The sequence below is a fragment of the Paraburkholderia youngii genome (assembly GCF_013366925.1).
Lineage (GTDB): Bacteria > Pseudomonadota > Gammaproteobacteria > Burkholderiales > Burkholderiaceae > Paraburkholderia > Paraburkholderia youngii.
Genome location: NZ_JAALDK010000001.1, coordinates 3,248,269 through 3,267,955, shown reverse-complemented (window position 1 = coordinate 3,267,955; position 19,687 = coordinate 3,248,269). Strand labels below are relative to the sequence as shown.

16 protein-coding genes are annotated in these 19,687 nt (G+C 63.2%); 3 read left to right on the top strand and 13 right to left on the bottom strand.

The annotated features are described in order from the left end of the window. The 8 genes from G5S42_RS14960 to G5S42_RS14925 all read right to left on the bottom strand — a co-directional run bounded on the left by G5S42_RS14960 (position 1) and on the right by G5S42_RS14925 (position 10,040). On the bottom strand, positions 1-3,234 hold the full coding sequence (locus G5S42_RS14960; RefSeq protein WP_176107424.1) for an efflux RND transporter permease subunit: 3,234 nt from the start codon (positions 3,232-3,234) through the stop codon (positions 1-3). Positions 3,235-3,246: 12 nt separating this feature from the next. Next, complete coding sequence (locus G5S42_RS14955) at positions 3,247-4,497, bottom strand: efflux RND transporter periplasmic adaptor subunit (RefSeq protein ID WP_176107423.1); 1,251 nt, start codon at positions 4,495-4,497, stop codon at positions 3,247-3,249. A gap of 16 nt (positions 4,498-4,513) precedes the next feature. Next, positions 4,514-4,906, bottom strand: coding sequence for a hypothetical protein (locus G5S42_RS14950; RefSeq protein WP_176107422.1), 393 nt, complete (start codon positions 4,904-4,906; stop codon positions 4,514-4,516). Positions 4,907-5,061: 155 nt separating this feature from the next. Then, entirely contained in the window at positions 5,062-5,451 is a 390-nt protein-coding gene (locus G5S42_RS14945; RefSeq protein WP_013093249.1) for a response regulator transcription factor, read from the bottom strand. A gap of 150 nt (positions 5,452-5,601) precedes the next feature. After that, entirely contained in the window at positions 5,602-6,225 is a 624-nt protein-coding gene (locus tag G5S42_RS14940; protein ID WP_176107421.1) for a response regulator transcription factor, read from the bottom strand. A 5-nt stretch (positions 6,226-6,230) separates the two neighbouring features. Next, positions 6,231-7,679: a PAS domain-containing sensor histidine kinase gene (locus tag G5S42_RS14935; RefSeq protein WP_176107420.1), complete on the bottom strand. Its 1,449-nt coding sequence runs from the start codon at positions 7,677-7,679 to the stop codon at positions 6,231-6,233. A 794-nt stretch (positions 7,680-8,473) separates the two neighbouring features. Then, entirely contained in the window at positions 8,474-9,061 is a 588-nt protein-coding gene (locus G5S42_RS14930) for a BPSL1445 family SYLF domain-containing lipoprotein (RefSeq protein WP_376776876.1), read from the bottom strand. A 298-nt stretch (positions 9,062-9,359) separates the two neighbouring features. Further along, positions 9,360-10,040, bottom strand: a complete 681-nt coding sequence (locus tag G5S42_RS14925; protein ID WP_176107419.1) for a hypothetical protein — start codon at positions 10,038-10,040, stop codon at positions 9,360-9,362. Positions 10,041-10,273: 233 nt separating this feature from the next. On the opposite strand from G5S42_RS14925, the gene ppk2 reads away from it, so the two are divergent. Continuing rightward, on the top strand, positions 10,274-11,089 hold the full coding sequence (gene ppk2 / locus G5S42_RS14920) for a polyphosphate kinase 2 (protein ID WP_176107418.1): 816 nt from the start codon (positions 10,274-10,276) through the stop codon (positions 11,087-11,089). 28 nt (positions 11,090-11,117) lie between these two features. Here the strand turns inward: ppk2 and G5S42_RS14915 are convergent, their stop codons facing one another. From G5S42_RS14915 to G5S42_RS14895, 5 genes are all read right to left on the bottom strand, one after another. Then, a complete protein-coding gene (locus G5S42_RS14915; RefSeq protein WP_176107417.1) occupies positions 11,118-11,870 on the bottom strand; it encodes an SDR family NAD(P)-dependent oxidoreductase in 753 nt (250 codons plus the stop codon). Positions 11,871-12,013: 143 nt separating this feature from the next. Further along, a complete protein-coding gene (locus tag G5S42_RS14910) occupies positions 12,014-13,798 on the bottom strand; it encodes an acyl-CoA dehydrogenase family protein (RefSeq protein WP_176107416.1) in 1,785 nt (594 codons plus the stop codon). Further along, a complete protein-coding gene (locus tag G5S42_RS14905; protein WP_176107415.1) occupies positions 13,795-15,696 on the bottom strand; it encodes a feruloyl-CoA synthase in 1,902 nt (633 codons plus the stop codon). Before G5S42_RS14905 ends, G5S42_RS14910 begins: the two co-directional genes overlap by 4 nt. 108 nt (positions 15,697-15,804) lie before the next feature. Then, positions 15,805-17,256 carry an aldehyde dehydrogenase gene (locus G5S42_RS14900; protein WP_176107414.1) on the bottom strand — a complete coding sequence of 484 codons (1,452 nt, stop codon included), beginning with the start codon at positions 17,254-17,256 and terminating at the stop codon, positions 15,805-15,807. Between the two features lie 38 nt (positions 17,257-17,294). Beyond that, positions 17,295-18,122, bottom strand: coding sequence for a p-hydroxycinnamoyl CoA hydratase/lyase (locus G5S42_RS14895; RefSeq protein ID WP_176107413.1), 828 nt, complete (start codon positions 18,120-18,122; stop codon positions 17,295-17,297). Positions 18,123-18,297: 175 nt separating this feature from the next. Between G5S42_RS14895 and G5S42_RS14890 the strand changes: the two genes are divergently transcribed. Next, positions 18,298-18,741: a MarR family winged helix-turn-helix transcriptional regulator gene (locus G5S42_RS14890; RefSeq protein ID WP_312883570.1), complete on the top strand. Its 444-nt coding sequence runs from the start codon at positions 18,298-18,300 to the stop codon at positions 18,739-18,741. A 33-nt stretch (positions 18,742-18,774) separates the two neighbouring features. After that, on the top strand, positions 18,775-19,659 hold the full coding sequence (locus tag G5S42_RS14885; RefSeq protein WP_176107411.1) for an amidohydrolase family protein: 885 nt from the start codon (positions 18,775-18,777) through the stop codon (positions 19,657-19,659). Positions 19,660-19,687 lie beyond the last annotated feature (28 nt).

Below are 19,687 nucleotides of genomic sequence, written 5' to 3'. Positions count from 1 at the left end.
TCATTCACCTTGCCGCGGCGCGGACGGCGCCTCGCTCGACGCACCGGGCCCGGCCACCGCCGAGGGCTCCCGTCCCGCGCCGCCACTGTGCTGCGCGTCCGGCTTCGACTTTTTGCCTCCCTTCGAGCGCGACGACATCGATTCGAGCAGGTAATAGAACATCGGGATGAAGAACACCGCGATCGCCGTGGCGCCCAGCATCCCGCCGATCACACCGGTACCGATCGAATGGCGGCTGTTCGCCGATGCGCCCGTCGCGATCGCGAGCGGCACGCAGCCGAGAATGAACGCGAGCGAGGTCATCACGATCGGACGCAGCCGTTCTTCCGCGGCGGTCATCGTCGCGTCGAGGACCGATGCGCCGCCCTCGCGGTTGAGCACCGCGAATTCGAAGATCAGGATCGCGTTCTTCGCGGCGAGCGCGACCAGCATCGTCAGCCCGATCTGGAAGTAGACGTCGTTGGACAGCCCGCGCAGCATGATCGCGAGCAGCGCGCCGAAGAGGGCGAACGGCACCGCCATCAGCACGCCGAACGGCAGCGTCCATTTCTCGTACTGCGCGGCGAGGATCAGGAACACCATCACGAGACCGAATACGAACACGAGACCGGAGGTGCCGCCCGACTGCCGCTCTTCGAACGCTTCGCCGCTCCACGCGACGTCGTAGCCGTCCGGCATCTGCGCGGCGAGCTCTTCGAGCGTGGAGATCACCTGCCCGGAGCTATAGCCCGGCGCGGCATTCGCCGTGACCTTGACGGCCGGGAAGTTATTGAAGCGGGTGACGAGGTCGGGGCCCGTCACATAGCGGTAGGTCGCCAACGCCTTGATCGGCACCATCGTGCCGTTGGTGCTGCGCACGAAGATCTGATCGAGATCGGTCGGCTTCAGGCGATATGACGGCTCCGCCTGCAGGATCACCTGCCACAGCCGGGCCGCGCGGTTGAACTGCGACACATATAGCGAGCCGAACATCGTCTGCATCGCGCTATAGACGTCTTCGACCGGCACGCCGAGCGTCTCCGACTTGTCGCGATCGACGTTGACCATCAGTTGCTGCGACGACGCATTGAATGTCGACGTCACGCGAGTCAGTTCCTTGCGCGCCCGCGCTCTCTGTAAAAACTGATCGACCACGCCCGCGAGCTGCGAGATGTTCCCGTCACCCTTGCTCTGGATCCACACCTCCGTGCCGCCCGTCGTGCCGAGCCCCGGAATCGACGGCGGATTGACCGGCAGTACGATGCCCTCCTGCACGTTCGAGAAGTACTTATACGCGTCGAGCAGAAGCGCGCGCGCATTCTGCGTCCTGATGTTGGCCCGCGTGTAGCGTTCGTCGAAGCTCTTCAGACCGACGAAGAATGTGCCGGCATTGTTCTTGTTCTGACTGTCGAGCAGGCTGAACCCATCGATCGTGGTGATGCTGCCCACCCCGTCTCGCTCCTTGAAGTAGTCGGTGACGCGTTGCGATACCTGGCCGGTGCGGTCGAGGCTCGCGGCGTCCGGCATGATGACCGCGCCGAGCAGATAGCCCTGGTCCTCGGGCGGCAGGAACGCGGACGGAATCGAGCGCACCATCAGCACCGAGAGCGCGATCAACGCGACGAAGAACACGAGCCCCATGATGCAGCGCTTGATGACGACTTTGACCGCGCGCGTATAGCCCGCCGTCATGCGGGCGAACTGATTGTCGAACCAGCGGAAAAAGCCCTTTTTCTCGTGGTGCGCGCTCTTGAGCAGCAACGCGGCGAGCGCCGGCGACAAGGTCAGCGCGACGATGCCGGACAGCACCACCGAAATCGCGATCGTGATCGCGAACTGCTTGTACAACTGCCCGGTGATGCCACCGAGAAACGCAACCGGCACGAACACCGCGCACAGCACCAGCACGATCGCCACGACCGGTCCGGCGACTTCGTCCATGGCCATTTTCGCGGCTTCTTTCGGCGACAGCTTGTGCACCGTCATGTTGCGCTCGACGTTCTCGATCACCACGATCGCATCGTCGACGACGATGCCGATCGCGAGCACCATGCCGAACAGGGTCAGCATGTTGATCGAAAAGCCGACCAGCAGCATGAACATGCAGGTGCCGACGATCGACACCGGCACCGCGACGATCGGAATCAGCGTGGCACGCAGACTTTGCAGGAACACGAACACGACGATCACGACGAGCACCAGCGCTTCGAAGAACGTGTGGATCACGTCCGAGATCGACGCCCGCGTAAACTCGGTCGTGTCCATCGCGATCTCGTAGGTCATGCCTTCCGGAAACGACTTCTTCAGCTCCGCGAGCGTCTTGCGCACCTGCTTCGACACTTCGAGCGCATTGGCGCCCGGCTGCTGATACACGGCCAACACCGTGGCCGGCTTGCCCTGGAAGCGGCTGCGAATCGAGTAGTCCTTCTGGCCCAGCTCGGCGCGGCCGATGTCCTTCAGGCGCACGATCGCCGCGCCGCCGCTCGCCGCGCGCACGATGATGTTGTCGAACTGCGACGGCTCGGCGAGGCGCCCCGTGGTCGTGACCGCGAACGACTGCTGCACCGCCGAGCCCGTTGGCGACTGCCCGATGCTGCCGACCGCGAACTGCTGGTTCTGGTTCGCGACGACCTTCTGCACGTCGGCGGCCGTCACGCCCAGTTGCGCCATTCGATCCGGCTTCAACCATATTCGCATCGCGTAGTCTGGATTACCGAATATGGACGACTGGTTCGCGCCGGGAATCCGCTTGATCGCGTCGAGTACGTAGATGTTGGTGAAGTTCGCGATATAGGTCGCGTCGTAGCGGTCGGTGGGCGAATAGACCGCGATCACCATCATGAACGCCGACGACTTCTTCTGGACCTGGACGCCCTGTGACTGCACCGAGCTCGGCAGTTGAGGCAGCGCGAGATTCACGCGGTTCTGCACGTCGACCTGGGCCAGTTCGGGATTCGTGCCGATGTTGAAGAACACGTTGAGCGTAAAACTGCCGGTCGACGAACTGGACGAGTTCATGTAGATCATGTTGTCCGCGCCGTTGACCTGCTGCTCGATCGGCGCAGCGACGTTGTTCGCGACGACCTCGGCGCTCGCGCCCGGGTAAGTCGCGGACACGGTGATCTGCGGCGGCGTGACGTCCGGGTATTGCGCGACCGGCAGCGCGAACATCGCAATCGCGCCGCCGAGCGTGATGACGATCGAGATGACCGACGCGAAAATCGGCCGGTCGATGCAGTAGCGCGAGATATTCATGTGGGCGCCCCGTCACTCGGCGGCGGGCGCCGCCGCCGCGCCACTTTGCGATGCAGCCGTCGCCACGGCCGCCGAGTCCTTGGCCGGCGGCAGCTCCTTGACGATCTTCAGCTGCGAATCCGCGGTGACGCGCAGCGCGCCATCCACGACGATGCGCTCGCCCGCCTTCAGTCCATCGGACACGAACCAGTTGTCGCCCTGCCACTCGCCGACTTCGATGACCCGCTGATGCGCCTTCGCATCGTTACCCACGACCCACACGAAGTGACTCTTCGCGCCCTGCAACACCGCGCGCTGCGGCACCAGCGTCGCGTTGGGCCGGATCGCACCGCCGACGCGGGCCTTCACGAACTGCCCCGGACGCAAGGTGTATTTCGGGTTCGCAAAGGTCGCGCGCACGAGGAAGGTTCCCGTTTCCGTGTTGAACGCAGGGTTCGCGAAGTCGATCTGGCCCTGCTCGGCATAAGGCGTGCCGTCGGCGAGAATCAGATGTACGGAGAAATTGTTGTTCGGCGGAAAGCGCAGCCGTCCGGCCGCGATTTCGTCGCGGTACTTCAGCATCTCGTTCTCGGAAATGCTGAAGTTCACCCACATCGGGTCGAGCTGGTACACGTAGGTCAGCAAGCTGCTGTTGCCGGTTGCCGTCACGTAGCTGCCATCCTGCTGACGCGCGAAGCTCGACAGCCCGTTCAGCGGAGACTTGATCGTGGTGTAGCCGAGGTTCAGCTGCGCGGTATCGACTTCGCCCTGCGCGGCGAACACCGCCGCGGCGCTTTGCTTCTCGTTGCCGACAGCGTCGTCGAGATCCTTCTTGCTCAACGCGTTCTGCGCCGCCAATGGTTGCACGCGCGCGAGATTGGCCTTGGCGACTTCGAGACGCGCCTGCTGCTGGGCCAGTTGCCCTTTCGCGGTCTGCAGCGCGGCCTCGAACGGCTTGCGGTCCATCTGGAACAGCGTCTGTCCCGTCTTGACCAACGTGCCTTCGGTGTACATGCGCTTGTCGAGAAAGCCGTCCACCCGCGAGCGGATCTCGACTTCGCGCGAACTCTGGGTTTGCGCGGTGAATTCGAAGTCGACCGGCGTGTCCTGCTGGACCACCGTCATCACGGTCACTTCCGGCACGGCGGCCACCTGCGGTGGCGCTTCCTTCTTGCACGACGCGAGCAGCGTGAGCAGCGTCAGTGCCGCGACGACGGCGAGCAACGGGAGAGGGCCGCGAGAATCCGGCCGCGGCGAGGCCAAACACACGGGTACGGTTTTCATCGCGCACTCCGCCTGATTACAAAGGCGTGCAGTTGCCGAACAGCACGAAGGCATCGTTTCTGTTCGCGATCATCAGCGTCATCTCGCCGTCCGTCGAATCGACGGCCAGCGTCCAGCCAAAGCCCATTTCATTGCCAAGCATCACGAGCTGATCCGCCTCTTTGGTAACCGAGAGCATCGGCGTCGTGTGCGCGGGGCCGACGACCGCGCGTTTGTCGAAGTCGAGCGTGAGGAATTTCGGCAGACCGAGATCCGCGGGCAACGCGCGCGTGCAAGCGATCCCTGGATCGCAGGCGTGCGCGTCGATCGTCGCGCACATCAGCCGCTTGCTGCCGTCGAAGTCCGCCGCGCCCACCTGCATCGCAGCGGTACCGAGAAGAATCGCGAGACAAACCGAAATTGATTTCATCACTTGCGCTCCCGCTCTTATCCTTGAACGCTGCCGCGCTCCGCGCGGCGCAGCCGGCGTTCGGTTCGACGCTTGGATTGAGTTCAGTTTGGTGATCCGAAGAAACGGCGGCAATCGGACCTTGGTCTCATATCTTCTGGTGCGAAGGCGCGCGTTCAGGGTGTCGGCGGCGGACCGCCGATGGCCACCTCGACCGCCTTGAACAGAATCGCGCTGGTGAAAGGCTTGCGCAGATACGCGGCCGCGCCGGCCGCGAGCGCGGCCTGGCGGACGGAGATATCTTCGTAGGCGGTAATCATGATGACCGGCACCCCCATTTGCGCGAGCTGACGCTGGACTTCCAGGCCGTTGGTTCCCGGCATCTGGACGTCCAGAATCACGCAGGCAGGCCGATACGACGGAATTGCCGCAAGCGCATTCAAGAACTCGTCACCGCTGCAAAACGTCTCCGCCCTGATACCTTCGGAATGCAGCAAACGCTTGATAGCTCGGCACACCGACTCGTCATCGTCGACCACCGCAACGAATTGGTTAGGGTTGACCATATGACAACGCGAACGCGCGGCCGCTCCGGAAAGGGGACCTCTGATGCCTTAGCGTACTGGTTGAAACCCCAATGAGATATAAGACTTTGGTCCACTAGCGGTGTCGGTCAGCGCCGCTGAAAGTGGCGGCGCAACGCGGGAGCCGGGCGATTATTCTTCGTCGGCCGTACAAAAGCCGCCCTTTCGCAGCAGATGAACGAGTTCGACGATCGATCGGGCCTTCATCTTCTCCATCACGCGGGCCCGATGAATCTTGATCGTTTTTTCGGCCGCGCCCAGATCGCTCGCAACCTGTTTGTTCAGACGGCCGGTCACGACGAGCTCCATCACTTCGCGCTCGCGGCGGGTCAGATGCCGCATGCGCTCTTCTATTTCCTCGCGTTCGTGGCGGCGCCTGCTTTCCACGCATGCGCGCGCGAGCGCGCGATCCACCGCGGCGAGCAACAGCGAGTCGCGCACCGGCTTGGGCAGGAAGTCGACGGCTCCGCCTTTCATCGCGTCGACGCTCGAGCCGATGTCGCCGTGGCCGGTCAGAAAGACAATCGGCAGCAGCTGATCGAGCTTGCGCTGCACTTCGAGTCCCGTCATGCCCGGCATCTGCAGATCGAGAACGAGGCAGGCCGGCATGCTCGTCAAATCGGCTCGTTCGAGAAAGGCCTCGGGACTGTCGAAGCATTCGACCTGGTAGCCGGACGCGCGCAGCAAGCGGGCGAGCGCGCTGCGCACGCTGCCGTCGTCGTCGACGATGAAGACGCGAGTGTTGGTCTGGTTCATGATGATCAGGGCACGAGTCTCTGTCGGATATCGGTCGCGACGGGAAGCGTGACGTGAAACGATGCCCCTTTGCCCTCGTTGTTTTCCGCCCACAGCCGGCCGCGGTGCGCCGTGACGATCGTGCGGCTGATCGACAGGCCCAGCCCGAGCCCCTGCGGTTTGGTGGTGAAAAATGGCCGGAAAATCCTTTCCATGCTGTCGACGTCGAGGCCCTGGCCGCAATCTTTTACCGTTATCCGTATCAGCCCGTCCGCTTCCTCGCGCACCGTCGTTTCGACGCGGCGCTCCGCGGCAGGGCAAGCCTTGACCGCGTCGAAAGCATTCAGCAGCAGGTTCAGGATCACCTGCTGAAGCTGAACCTTGTCGCCGCAAATCAGCGCCAGATTCTCCGGGATGTCGAAGCTCGTGTGCACGCCGCGTGTCAACGCATCGCTATGCACGAGCATCGCGGTGTCGCGCACGACGTTGCCGGCGTCCAGCAACTGCAACTCGACATCGCCTTTGCGCACCAGGGCGCGGATCTTCTGCAGCACGTCGTTCGCGCGGCAATTGTCGGCCACGATGTCTTCGAGCGCTTCGCGCAGCTCCACGACGTTGGTGGTCTCCGAATCCAGGAATTTGCGTGCGGCCTGCGCGTTGAAGAGGATCGCGGTAAGCGGCTGCTTCAACTCGTGTGCGAGCGATCCGGCGAGTTCGCCCAACGAAGAAACGCGCGCGAGGTGCGCGAGATCCCTCGTATTTCCATCGACTTCGCCGCACGCACTGCAATCCGATATCGCGGTGATCCGCAATTCCTGATCGTGCACGCGGCATCGGGTGGTCTCCGCCTCCGCGTGAAAGCCGCCGCCATCGCGCCGCCGCGCGATCAGACTCTGCGTGGTCGTGACGCCGAGTTGCAGCTTCGCGCCACGATTGCCTCGACTCGACCGATCGGCGTTGAAGCCGTCGATCGGAAACAGCCTGGCGCTCGGCGCGCCGACCAGCTCTTCGCTCGTGTAGCCGAACAGTTGCGCCGCCCGCGCGTTCGCGAAAATGATCTGGTCGCGCTGATCGATCGTGACGATCGGCACCGGCAACATTTCGAGCGTCTCGCACAGCGGCACTCTCGCGTCGAGCATGCGCCGCGTGCCGCTATCGCCTTCGCCTCGCAACCATGACGAGCAGGCGGCGACATAGCGCCGCCATGCCGGCAAGCCGGACGGCGGCTCGCAGGTATCGCGGGGACTCTGCCGGCTCGACACGCCGGTGATATTTCGAGCGGTCTGAAACCGATGATGCCTGGGTGAAGACTGTCTGGAACGGTCATGCCCGGATAGCGGAGGACCGTCGTTGCGCGCATTGTCGATCTGCGACGGGTTGCTTTGACCCATGTGGCGCGGTTGCGCGTGCAGCGCCGTGAGGATTCCCGCTACCCCGATCGCCAGGTGTCTGCCATGCACGATCAGATTAATCATTGGCACCTCCGGGTCCAGTGCGAACGGATTCCGTACAACTGCGACGTCTTTATCGTTGGGCTTCGAACCAAATAATCGACTTCACAATCGGTACTTCGCACGTCTGGTGCTGGAAGTCAGTATAGGATATCCAGAATCAATTACCGACAGGAGACCGTAATTTATGCAACTTACTCGGGAAACTACTCAATGGTTTTTTGCATTGTCCGCCATCAACCGGCAGATGGCGACCCAGTTTGTTAGGCAGTTAATTATTGCTGGCCCGGAGTGTCGGCCCATCCACACGCGCACAAGGTTAGCAAACCAGCAACGTCGCCGTTTGGAGCCGCAATGCTTTCACTCTGGGCGATAGCGCTTTCAAATGGAAACTTCAACGGTAAAGTTTTCATGCAGTGCGAATTAAAGAGCCAGCGGGCAGGCCCAACGCCAATTCTGCAATTTAGTTAATCTCCCGGAAATATGTTTTTGACGCAAGTCAAGCTTTTATCCCGATATTCCACGCGGTGAATATCTGCTTTCATCAACCGCGAAAAATAAATCTATGCCAGGAAGATGAGGAACCCGAGTTTCGGTTTCGTCTTTGGTCAGTGCAGATCAAAGGCGGCGTCGCCGGGAGCCGCGAGCGCAGCTGGCTCGCAGCGTTTCGTGAGAACAACGGGAAGGATGATAGGGAGGCCGGCTGAGGTGGGTCCGCCAAAAACCATGCTGGCGCGTCGCCGTACCAAAGCATGCGACGCGCCGCCGGGTGACGGCGTCATGACGATCGATCGAATGGCGCTGCTTGCCGCGTCCGGTTACAGATTCAGACGCGTAACCTTGGTGCCGGCCACCGACACGTCGGCCATCAAGCCCGCATTGGTCAAGACCATCGCCACGACCTCGGCGGTCGCCGACGAGGTATCGATCGCGCCGTTAGCCCCGACTTTCAGCAGCGAAACCGACGCATCGGCGCCCGCCGACCAGCCCTTCGAGTTGCGGAATTTGTCGAGCGAAGCCTGCGTCATGAACAGGAAGAACACGGCGGTCGACTGCGCGCCGGCCTGCAATCCGAACGAAGCCGCGGCGGTACTGTAATAGCCGACCGTCGCTCCGCCGACGCGCAATGCGCCTTCACCGTACTCGCCACCGACGATAAACGCTGCCTTCTTCACCGAAGGAAACACCAGCACGCCCTGCGCTTTCGATACGAGCTCGTGCGAGCCTTGCACCGTATCGAACAATTTCGACAGCGCACCGTTCACGGCCGCGTCGATCTCCTGCCGTTTGGCGGCGTCGGTAGTGGCGCTTTCGCCACTGCCTCCTGTCGTCGTGCAACCCGCCAAAGCCAGACTCGCTGCCATGGATGTTAGCGCGAGCGTGTGCACAAAGTTCCGTCTGTTCACTTTCGACTCCGTTCTGGTTACGATCCGAGTCGCCAGTCGTGATGTCTGGAAGCCTCGATCTTTTTTCTCTGCCGTGAAGCGGCATAGCCGCCCAAGGAACCATCAATGCCACCGCCGCGCGTCGATCTTCCGAGCGCATGTAGCGAGCATTGGAAGCGTCGCTCTTAAGTTACCGGAGCGACGACTACAACGCTTGCAGATACATGATGTCACGCTGAAACCGCTGCGGAATCGGACCTTGGTCTTACAGGTAGCGCAGTGTGGATGCTGGGCGAAACGCGAAGCCAGAGCTCATCGATCATCCGCCGAGCGCGATGATCGCCATGGTCAGCAGCACGCCGACCACCGCCATCGCAAGGCCGGCGTGCCAGCCGCGAAATCCCGCGTAATGGCCCAGCGCCACGCCGCTGCCGAATAACATCACGATGGTCAATACGCGAGAGACGATCAGCGCCGTCGGCACGTGCGTGAACAGCACGAAGGGCAACGCGACCGGGAACGTCGCGGCAACCACGAGCACGAAGATAGCCGCGGCGCCGATGAAATCGTCGCGAACGAATACTGCACGCTGCGGCAAATCCGGACGCGCGGCAACACGCCTGCGGATGGACTCGAGCTCCGTGTCGCCGATCAACGGCTTGAGCCATGCCGCCATCGCATCGCGAAGCGCCCGAACGCCCGCGGCCGCATCCGGCTCACTTCGCACGGAATGCGCAACCGTCATACGTCTGCCGCGAGACACCAGCGTACGCACGAGGTACATCACCGCGTCCGCGAGACCCCAGGCAAGATTGCAGCCGAGCGCGGTGTAGAACATTTTGTGCCCCGCGTCCGCACTCGCGCCGACGGCCGAGACGGTACCGACGAAGGTCAGCGCCATGAAGAGGCCGAAACATAACTCGCACACTCGATCGACGACATCGAGGACCGGCTCCCTATCGCCGACGTTTTCCCGCTCCGTGTGACCGGTGGCATCCATGAGGCCTCCCGTGGCGATGGCGTCGAACTATCCCGCGCGCCTTGCCGGCATATGGACGAGGTACCGCGAGGACAGTCGGATCGGGCTCGCGCGAGCAAACGCCCAGAGCATACAGCGCGCCCTGTACCGACGATATTGGACCAAGGTCGTATGGCCCTGCTTCGCGCCGCGCTCTACCTTGGGAATGGATCATTGCGCAGTACCCTGGAACAGTCCGCGCTGGGGAGAAGAGTATGACCAGAACGAAGTCGGAAAACGGGCAGCCCGAGAAAGACAGGTCGCTGTCGTACAAGGAGTATCGCAAGGCGTTGTTCGATCTGCATGTCGAGCTCGTCAAGCTGCAGGAATGGGTCGTGCAAACGGGAGCGAAGATCTGCATCGTCTTCGAGGGTCGTGACGGCGCGGGCAAAGGCGGCACGATCAAGGCGATGACCGAGCGCGTCAGTCCGCGCGTGTTCCGCGTGGTCGCGCTTCCGGCGCCGAGCGAACGCGAAAAAAGCCAGATGTATATGCAGCGCTACGTGCCGCATTTGCCGGCCGCGGGCGAGGTCGTCATCTTCGACCGTAGCTGGTACAACCGCGCGGGCGTGGAGCGCGTGATGGGCTTTTGCTCCGAGGACGACGTGCAAAGCTTCTTCAAGGCGGTGCCGCTCGTCGAGCGGGCGATCGTTCATTCCGGGATCATCCTGCTCAAATACTGGCTGGAGGTCAGCCCCGAGGAACAGACTCGCCGGCTCGAAGCACGCATCAACGACGGCCGCAAGCTCTGGAAGCTGACCGACATGGACCTGAAATCCTATAGCCGATGGTATGACTACTCGCGCGCCCGCGATGAGATGCTCGCGGCGTCGGACACCGACTTCGCTTCGTGGTACCTGGCGAACTCGAACGACAAGCGGCGCGCGCGGCTGAACATCATCAGCGACATGCTTCAGAGGATTCCGTATAAGCAGTCGGCCCGCAAGAAAGTCTCGTTGCCGAAACGGCAAAAGCCGGACGGCTATAAGGAACCAGACTATCCGTTTAAATATGTGGCCGAGCGGTATTGATGAGGCAGGTGTTGCTCGCCTCACCTCGCTAGAACGACTCGTTGAACGGGCGCAGGTCGATTTCCTGCGACCACGCGCTGCGTCCCTGCTGATGCAGGTGCCAGTATGCTTCGGCGATGTCGTCGGGATTCAGCAGGCCGTCCGGGCCGCGTTCGGCCACGTATTGCGGCGCGGACGTGCGCAGACGTTCGCCGTCGATGCCGCCATCCACCACCACGTGCGCTACATGAATATTGCGCGGCCCGAACTCGCGCGCGAGGCTCTGCGTGAGCGAGCGCAAGCCGGCTTTGGCCGCGGCGAATGCGGCAAACGGCGGCCGCCCGCGCAGCGACGCGGTGGCGCCCGTGAACAGCAGCGAGCCTCGTCCTGCTGCCAGTAAGGCCGGCAACGACGCTCGCGCGAACAGAAAACCGCCAAGGGTGATGACGCGCCATGCCGCCTCGAACTGCTCGGCGCTCAATTCGAGCGTCGGTCCACGCGTTGCGCCGGCAGCGTTGAAAATCGCGACTTCGAGCGTGCCGTGGTCGGCGAGCTGGCGCGCAATGGCGGCGAGTTCGCTCTCGCTCGTCACGTCGCCGGGCAACGCATCGGCTTGCCCTCCGGCACGCCGGATTTCGTCGACGATCGTATCGAGCCGATCGCGCGAACGGCCCGTCACCGCGACGCGCAGACCCTCGCGAGCAAAACGACGCGCGAGCGCGGCCCCTAGCCCGGCGCTCGCGCCCACTCCGGCAATCCACGCGACACGCGCGTTCGCCGCGTTTCCGACGGCTTCAGTCATCGCACTCTCCGTTGGGTCGTAGCCGTGGCACGACAGGCGTCACGGCACCAAGTACATGCTTGCATGGTGTCATCAGCTTAGGCGAATTTCGTCGGATCGGCTGGCGAATCGGATTGTCGGAGTTGTCGAGCTGCCGCTGACTTTCAAACGTAGGGCAGCGCTGCCTCGCAAGCGGCTTCAACGAGGCTGCGGCGATAAGCGAAGGCCGCGAGCGGGTAGTCGAAGAAGAAGCGGCCCGTGTCGCGCTTCTGCACGTAGAACGCTTCGGCCTCGCATTGCGGCGTCGCAATTCGCAGCGTGCGCGCCCACGCGAACGCCAGCAGCATCCAGCCAAGCATCGCGAGATAGTCGTCCGCGACGCGGTAGGCCGTCTCCGGGTCTTGCGCATGGCGTGCCTTGATCACCCGCGTCGTGTTCCCGACTATCTCCGCGAGTTGTTCGAGCTTCGCACCCGCAGAACGAACCAGCGGATCGGATTCCTGGCACAAGCGCGCTTCGGCGCGCACGTGACGAAGCAGCATATCGAGGGCTCCAGCCCCGTCCGGCAGCACCTTCCGAACCAGCAGATCGATCGCCTGAATCTCGTTGGTGCCTTCGTACAACATCGACACGCGGCTATCGCGCAACGTCTGTTCGATGCCGTACTCGTGGATGTAGCCGTAACCGCCGAACACCTGCAATGCCTTCGACGCGGCGTCGAAACCATTGGCCGTAAAAAACGCCTTCGCAACCGGCGTGAGCAACGATGCGAGCTGCGCCGCCCGGTCTCGCTCGTCGGCATCGGCATGATGCGCGGCGATGTCGAGCCAATGCGCGGTCCAGTAACCGATCGCGCGCTCGCCTTCGACGATCGCCCGCAGCTCCATCAGAATCCGTCGCATGGCCGGATGAAACGCGATCGGCGCAGCCTGCCCCGCCGCGACGGTCGCGCCGGGCGGCACGCTGACCGCGCGCATCTGCGCGCGTTCCTGCGCGTAAGCATGCGCGCGTTGCCACGCGGTATGCGCATGCCCGAGGCCTTGCATCGCAACCTGCAGGCGCGCCGCATTCATCATCACGAACAGGCAGGCGAGGCCGCGATGCGGCTCCCCGACGAGCCAACCGAATGCGCGTTCGAAGCGCATCGTGCAAGTCGGGCTGCCCTTCAGGCCCATTTTCTTTTCGATGCCTTCGCAATGGACACCATTGGGCGAGCGCCCACCGTCGGCGTCTTCGAGCCATTCGGGGACGACGAACAGTGACAACCCTTTCGTACCGGATGGCGCATCGGGCAAACGGGCGAGCACCAGATGAACGATGTTCTCCGTCAGGTCGTGCGCGCCACCGCTGATGAAGATCTTGCTGCCGTCGATGAAATACCCGTCGGTGCCCGGCGCTTCTGTCGCACGCGAACGGATCAGGCCGACATCGCTGCCGGCCTGGGGCTCTGTCAGACACATCGTCGACAGCCACTCGCCACTCGCGACTTTCGGCAGCAACTCTGTTTTCACGCGCTCGCTGCCATGCGTCTGCAAGCAGGCAGTCGCGCCGTGCGTGAGCCCAGGAGACATCAACCACGCATGATTGGCGCCCGCGAGCATTTCCTGCAGTGCGACGTCGAGAAGCTGCGGCAGGCCCTGTCCGCCGTGCTCGGCGTCGAGCGACAGCGTCGGCCAACCCGCTTCGACGAACTCCGCGTAGGACTCGCGAAAACCCGCGGGCGTCGTCACCTTGCCCGCATCGAAACGACATCCTTCGAGATCCGCGCTCGCGTTCAGCGGCGCGATGCGCTCCTCGACGAAACGCGCCGCTTCCTCCAGCACCTGCTGCGCCGTCTGCGAGTCGAGGTCCTGCCAGTCGGGCACGTCGCGCCACCACGACGCGGCGTCGAGCCACTCGTCGATCGCGAAGCGCATGTCGCGCAGCGGCGCCTTATAAGTCAACGTCATTTCTTCGTGTCCCCGGACTGGCTGCCTTTGCGCGCATGGATCACCGTCGCGTCGGCTGCGTCGGCTTCGTGCATGGCTTCCACTAGCGCGGCGCGGTGCTGGAGCACGGCGCGCTGATTGATCGAGCCTTTGTCGGTGATCTCGCCCAGGTCGAGCGACGGCGGCGCGCTCAGCACGTGCATGCGGGCAATGAACGACGCACTGCCCGTCGCACTCCGATTCAGCCGCGCGACGAGTTCGCTGAAGAAATCGCGCACGGCGGCCGTGTTGAGCACCTCCTCCGTGCTCGCATCCGCGGGCGAACCCGCCAATGCGCGACACGCGTCGAGGCGCGGAAAAATCATCACGCCGACTTCGTCACGGTTCATCCCCGTAATGACCGCATCCTGAACGTAGGGCGCCCCTTCGCTGATGATGCGCGCGCGCATCGGCCCAACGCTGACGAAGGTTCCCGACGCCAGCTTGAAGTCTTCCGCAATGCGGCCATCGAACATCAGGCCCAGTTCCGGACGTTGCGGGTCGACGAAACGCACGGCGTCGCCGGTGCGGTAGTAGCCTTCGTCGTCGAACACGCTGCTCTGAAGCGCCGGCGATGCGCGCCAGTAACCGCCCATCACGTGAGGGCCGCGAAAGCGCGCTTCGAATTTGCCATCGACAGGCGCGATCTTGGCCTGGCACCCCGGCGGCGGCAAGCCGATATAGCCGGCGCACGATACGGGTCCCGTCGTGAACAGACAGGACGGGGCGGTTTCGGTCATGCCGAGCCCGGCCATGATGCGGATGCGTTCTCCGCAATGTTCGAGCGTCACGCGTTCGAGACGCTCCCACGCCGCCTGCGACAGACCGGCGCCCGCGAAGAAATACATCTTCACGCGTGAGAAAAACCGCTCGCGCAACACCGCATCCTTTTCCAGCGCGATGGTCAGTTCTTCCCAACCCTTCGGCACGTTGAAGTAGATGGTCGGCGCGACCTCTCGCAGATTGCGCAGCGTCTCGTCGAATTTGCCGGCGATGGGTTTGCCGTCGTCGATATAGAGCGTGCCACCGTTGTACAGCACGATGCCGACGTTGTGGCTGCCGCCGAACGTGTGATTCCACGGCAGCCAGTCGACGAGGACCGGCGGCTCGATGCCGAACTGCGGAAAGGTTTCGAGCAGCATCTGCTGGTTTGCGCCCAGCATGCGATGCGTGGTCGGCACGGCTTTCGGCAGGTTCGTCGAGCCGGACGTGAACAGGAACTTCGCAATCGTGTCGCCATTCACGCGCGCGTTGGCCGCGTCGACGTCGCGCGGGACGGTGTCGAGCAATGCGTCGAAGCGCGTCACCCTGGACGCGTTCGGCGCGGGCGCCGCGCTGACACGTTCAACTTCGCTATCCAGCGCGGCATCGAGCGCGGTTGTATATGCGCCGATATCGTCCGCGTAGACGAGACCCGGTTTGAGCAGTTCGAGGACATGGCGCAGCTTTCCGTAATCGCCCGACATCAACGAATAGGCCGGCGACACCGGTGCATAAGCGATACCGGCCCACATCGCGCCGAGTGCGAGCTGCATATGTTCGACGCTGTTGCCCGACAGGATCACCAACGGGCGCTCGGCGCTGAGATCGCGATCGAGCAGCGCCTGCCCGATCGCACGCGCGCGCTCGAGCATTTGCGCATAGGTGATGCCTTGCCACGCGCCATTGGCATCGCGTCGCGCGACGAGCAGCCGGTCGGGATGCGCGCGTGCGCCGCTCAGCAAGCGGTCGGTAAAGCGCTCCGGAAACGGGCCCAGAGGTTCAAGTGACTCGAGGTACCAGCAGTCGCCGCGTTTCTCGATCCGCGAGGAAGGCGCTCCGATGGCGACGCTCCGGTATCCGGTCGCCAGAGAGCTTGCGTGGCTGTGCTCCGATTCCAAAACCTGTCTCCTATGTCGACCAGAGTTAGCGCTTTATCGCTTACTCTGGTCCCATGTTGGTTGTATCGCTTTTCCTACCCTTAGGGCATTGCGGCCGGGAGCCGACGCCTAGATCGGATAATGACGCGGGCTCGTCTGCACCGTGATCCAGCGCAACTCGGTGAACTCGGGAATCGACGCCTTGCTGCCGAAGCGCCCATAACCGCTCGCCTTCACGCCGCCGAACGGCATCTGCGCCTCGTCGTGCACGGTCGGGCCGTTGATGTGGCAGATGCCCGACTCGATGCGTTTCGCGACGTTCATCGCACGCGCAATATCGCGGCTGAACACCGCCGCCGACAAGCCATACTCGCTATCGTTGGCGACCGTCAGCGCCTCTTCATCGCCGTCCACGCGCTGTACCGTCACCACCGGGCCGAACGATTCGTCGGCATAGAGCTTCATCTCGCGGGTAACGTTCTCGACGATCACCGGCTGCATGATCGCGCCGTTCACCTCGCACCCGAGCGGCAGATTCGCACCCTTTTCGCGGGCATCTTCGACGAGCGCGCGAATGCGCCGCGCGGCGGCTTCGCTCTCCAGCGTGCCGAGAATCGAGCCCGGCTGCGTCGGATCGCCTGCCTTCAGCGTGCGCGCTTTCGCGACGAGCTTCTCGACGAACGCATCGGCAACCTTGCGATCGACGATCACGCGTTCCGTCGACATGCAGATCTGGCCTTGATTGAAGAACGCGCCGAACGCGATACCTTCGACCGCGGCGTCGAGGTCCGCGTCGTCGAGCACGAGCACCGGCGCCTTGCCGCCCAGTTCGAGCAGCGCGGGTTTCAGATGGCGCGCCGAAAGCTCGGCGACGATGCGGCCGACCCGCGTCGATCCGGTGAAATTCACGCGCTTCACGGCGGGATTCGCGACCAGACGCTCCACGATCGCGGGCGCATCTTCCGGCGCATGCGTGAGCACGTTGACGACGCCTTCGCCGAGACCCGCGTCGTTCAGCACTTCGCCGATCAGCGCATGCACGCCGGGACATCCTTCCGACGCCTTCAGCACGACCGTGTTGCCGCACGCGAGCGGCATCGCGAGCGCCCGCGTCGCGAGAATCACGGGCGCATTCCACGGCGCCATGCCGAGCACGACGCCGCACGGCTGACGCACGGCCATCGCGAGGCTGCCCGGCACGTCCGAAGGAATCACCGCGCCGTCGATCTGTGTCGTCATCGCCGCGGCTTCGCGCAGCATGTTGGCCGCGAGCATCACGTTAAAGCCGTACCAGTTCGCCATCGCCCCCGTTTCGGCCGCGCCGATCGCGATGAACTCGGCCGTGCGCGCGTCCATGCGGTCGGCGGCGGCGAGCAGGCGTTTGCGCCGTTCCGTCGGCGTGAGCGCCGCCCATGCCGGGAACGCGCGCGCCGCGGCGGCGACGGCTGCATCGGCGTCCTCGACGGTGGCCGCGGCGGCGCGGGTGGCCACCGCGCCCGTCGCGGGATTGATGCGCTCGAAAGTCTTGCCGTTCGACGCGGCACGTTTCGCGCCGCCAATCAACAGGTTCGTTTGATGCATGTGTTCGTCTCCTCAGTCGTAGCGGTGAAGTGCGCCGCTTAGCGCTTGTAGGTCTGCAAGCCCGGCTTGATGCTCTTGTCGTCGAGGAACTGCTTCAGGCCCTGTTCGCGGCCGCCTTCCGGATCGCGATAATTCGCCTGGTCGAGCTTCGCGTACAGGTAGTCTTCGTTCTGCTCCCATGTGAGTTCGCGCGAACGCTTGAAGCCATGCTTCGCGTTGCGCAGCACGACCGGGTTCTTGTTCAGCAGTTTCGCCGCGAGAGCGATCGTTTCGTCGCGCAGTTGCGCGAGCGGCACGCTCTTGTTCACGAGACCCATCTTCGCGGCTTGCGGACCCGTGAAGGTGTCGCCCGTCATGATGTAGTACAGCGCTTCACGATGCCCGACAGTATCGGCCATCGCCTTGCTCACGAGGTTGCCCGGCGGAATGCCCCAGTTGATTTCGGACAGGCCGAACACGGCTTCGTCCGCGGCGATCGCCAGATCGCAGGCGACCAGCGGCGAGAAGCCGCCGCCGAAGCACCAGCCGTTGACCATCGCGATGGTCGGCTTCGAGTACATGCGCAGCAATTGCCATTGCCAGCGGCTCGCGTCGCGGCGAATCCGCTCCTGCAGCACGTCCGGACCCGCATCCACTTCGCGGAAATATTCCTTCAGGTCCATGCCGGCCGTCCACGCGCTGCCTTCGCCGGTCAGCACGAGAACCTGGGCTTCGGCGTCGAGTTCGAGCGTCTCGAGAACGTCGATCATTTCCTTGTTCAGCGTCGGGCTCATCGCGTTGCGCTTTTCCGGACGATTGAACGTGACCCAGGCGATTCCGCCTTCCACCGCGACCTTGACCGTTTTCCAGCGTCCTTCGTAACTCATCTGCATCTCCGTATCAATGCCGCCCTCGCGGCCTGAGCTCAATTTAATATCAGGCGACCTGATAAGTAAAGTACAATGTAGAGGTCTTGGTACAAACCCCTAACCGCCTATGCCGACGATCAAGAGAAAGCCGTCAGGGTCCGCAACCACGCCAGGCGACACGGTGCGGCGCAACGTGCGCGATCGAAGGCATGCTGCCGCTCCGGTGCGTCTGACCTACCTGGCCGGGCAGCTCGACAAGTTTCTCACGCGGCAGCTTTCCGAAGCGCTCGCGTCGCACGGTCTGACGTTGCCGCAATACACGGCGCTGTCGGTGCTGCGGGCGCGCGCGCGTTCGTCGAACGCGCAGCTCGCGCAGCGCTCGTTGATCACGCCGCAAGCGGCCAGCGCGGTCGTCAAATCGATGGAAGCGAACGGATGGGTCACGCGCGTGGCCGATCCGTTCAACCGTCGCGTCGGGCTGCTGTCGCTGACGCAGGCCGGCGAAACATTGCTGGATCAGTGCGACGGTGTCGCCGACAGGGTCGAGCAATCGATGCTTGGCGAAATCGATGAACACGGTTCACAAATGCTGAAAGACCTGCTGTCGACATGCGTGCGCAATCTTCGCGCAGCCTGACGCATCAGCCTCAATTACACATAGGAGACGCCATTGAATATCGATCAACTGAAGGCCATCGACACCCACGTGCATGCCGAGGTGTCGTGCTGTCAACCGCCAGACCTGTTTGCCAAAGAATTCGACGAAGCCGCCGACAAGTACTTCGGCACCGTGCTCAAACAAGGGCGACGCCCGACCATTCCCGAAACGATCGAGCACTATCGGGAGCGCAAGATCGGCTTCGTGATGTTTACCGTCGACTGCGAAGCGAACGTCGGGCGCCGTCGCATTTCGAATGAAGAGGTCGCGCAGTTCGCGCAGAACAACGCCGACATCATGATCGCGTTCGCCAGCATCGATCCGCATAAAGGCAAGTTCGGCGCGCGCGAAGCACGGCGGCTCATCGACGAGCACGGCGTGCGCGGTTTCAAGTTTCACCCTACGATGCAGGGCTTTTTCGCCAACGACCGCATGGCGTACCCGCTATATGAAGTGATCGCCGAGTACGGGCTGCCGGCGGTCTTTCACAGCGGACATTCGGGCATGGGCTCGGGCATGCGCGGTGGCGGCGGCTTGCGCCTCAAGTATTCGGAGCCGATCTATCTCGACGATGTGGCCGTCGACTTTCCAGACATGAAGATCGTGATCGCGCATCCGTCCTGGCCGTGGCAGGAGCAGGCGCTGTCGATCGCGCTGCATAAACCGAACGTGTATATCGATCTGTCGGGCTGGTCGCCGAAGTACTTTTCGCCCGAGCTGGTCAAGTATGCGAATACGCTGTTGCGCAACAAGGTGCTGTTCGCGTCCGACTTCCCGCTGATCCGGCCGGACCGCTGGCTGGAGGACTTCGACACGCTCGACATCAAGCCCGAAGTGAAACCGCTCATTCTGAAAGAGAATGCCGTCAGCTTGCTGGGTTTGCGGGCCGACGCATGACGAATCGCGAATGACGCATGAAAAATGG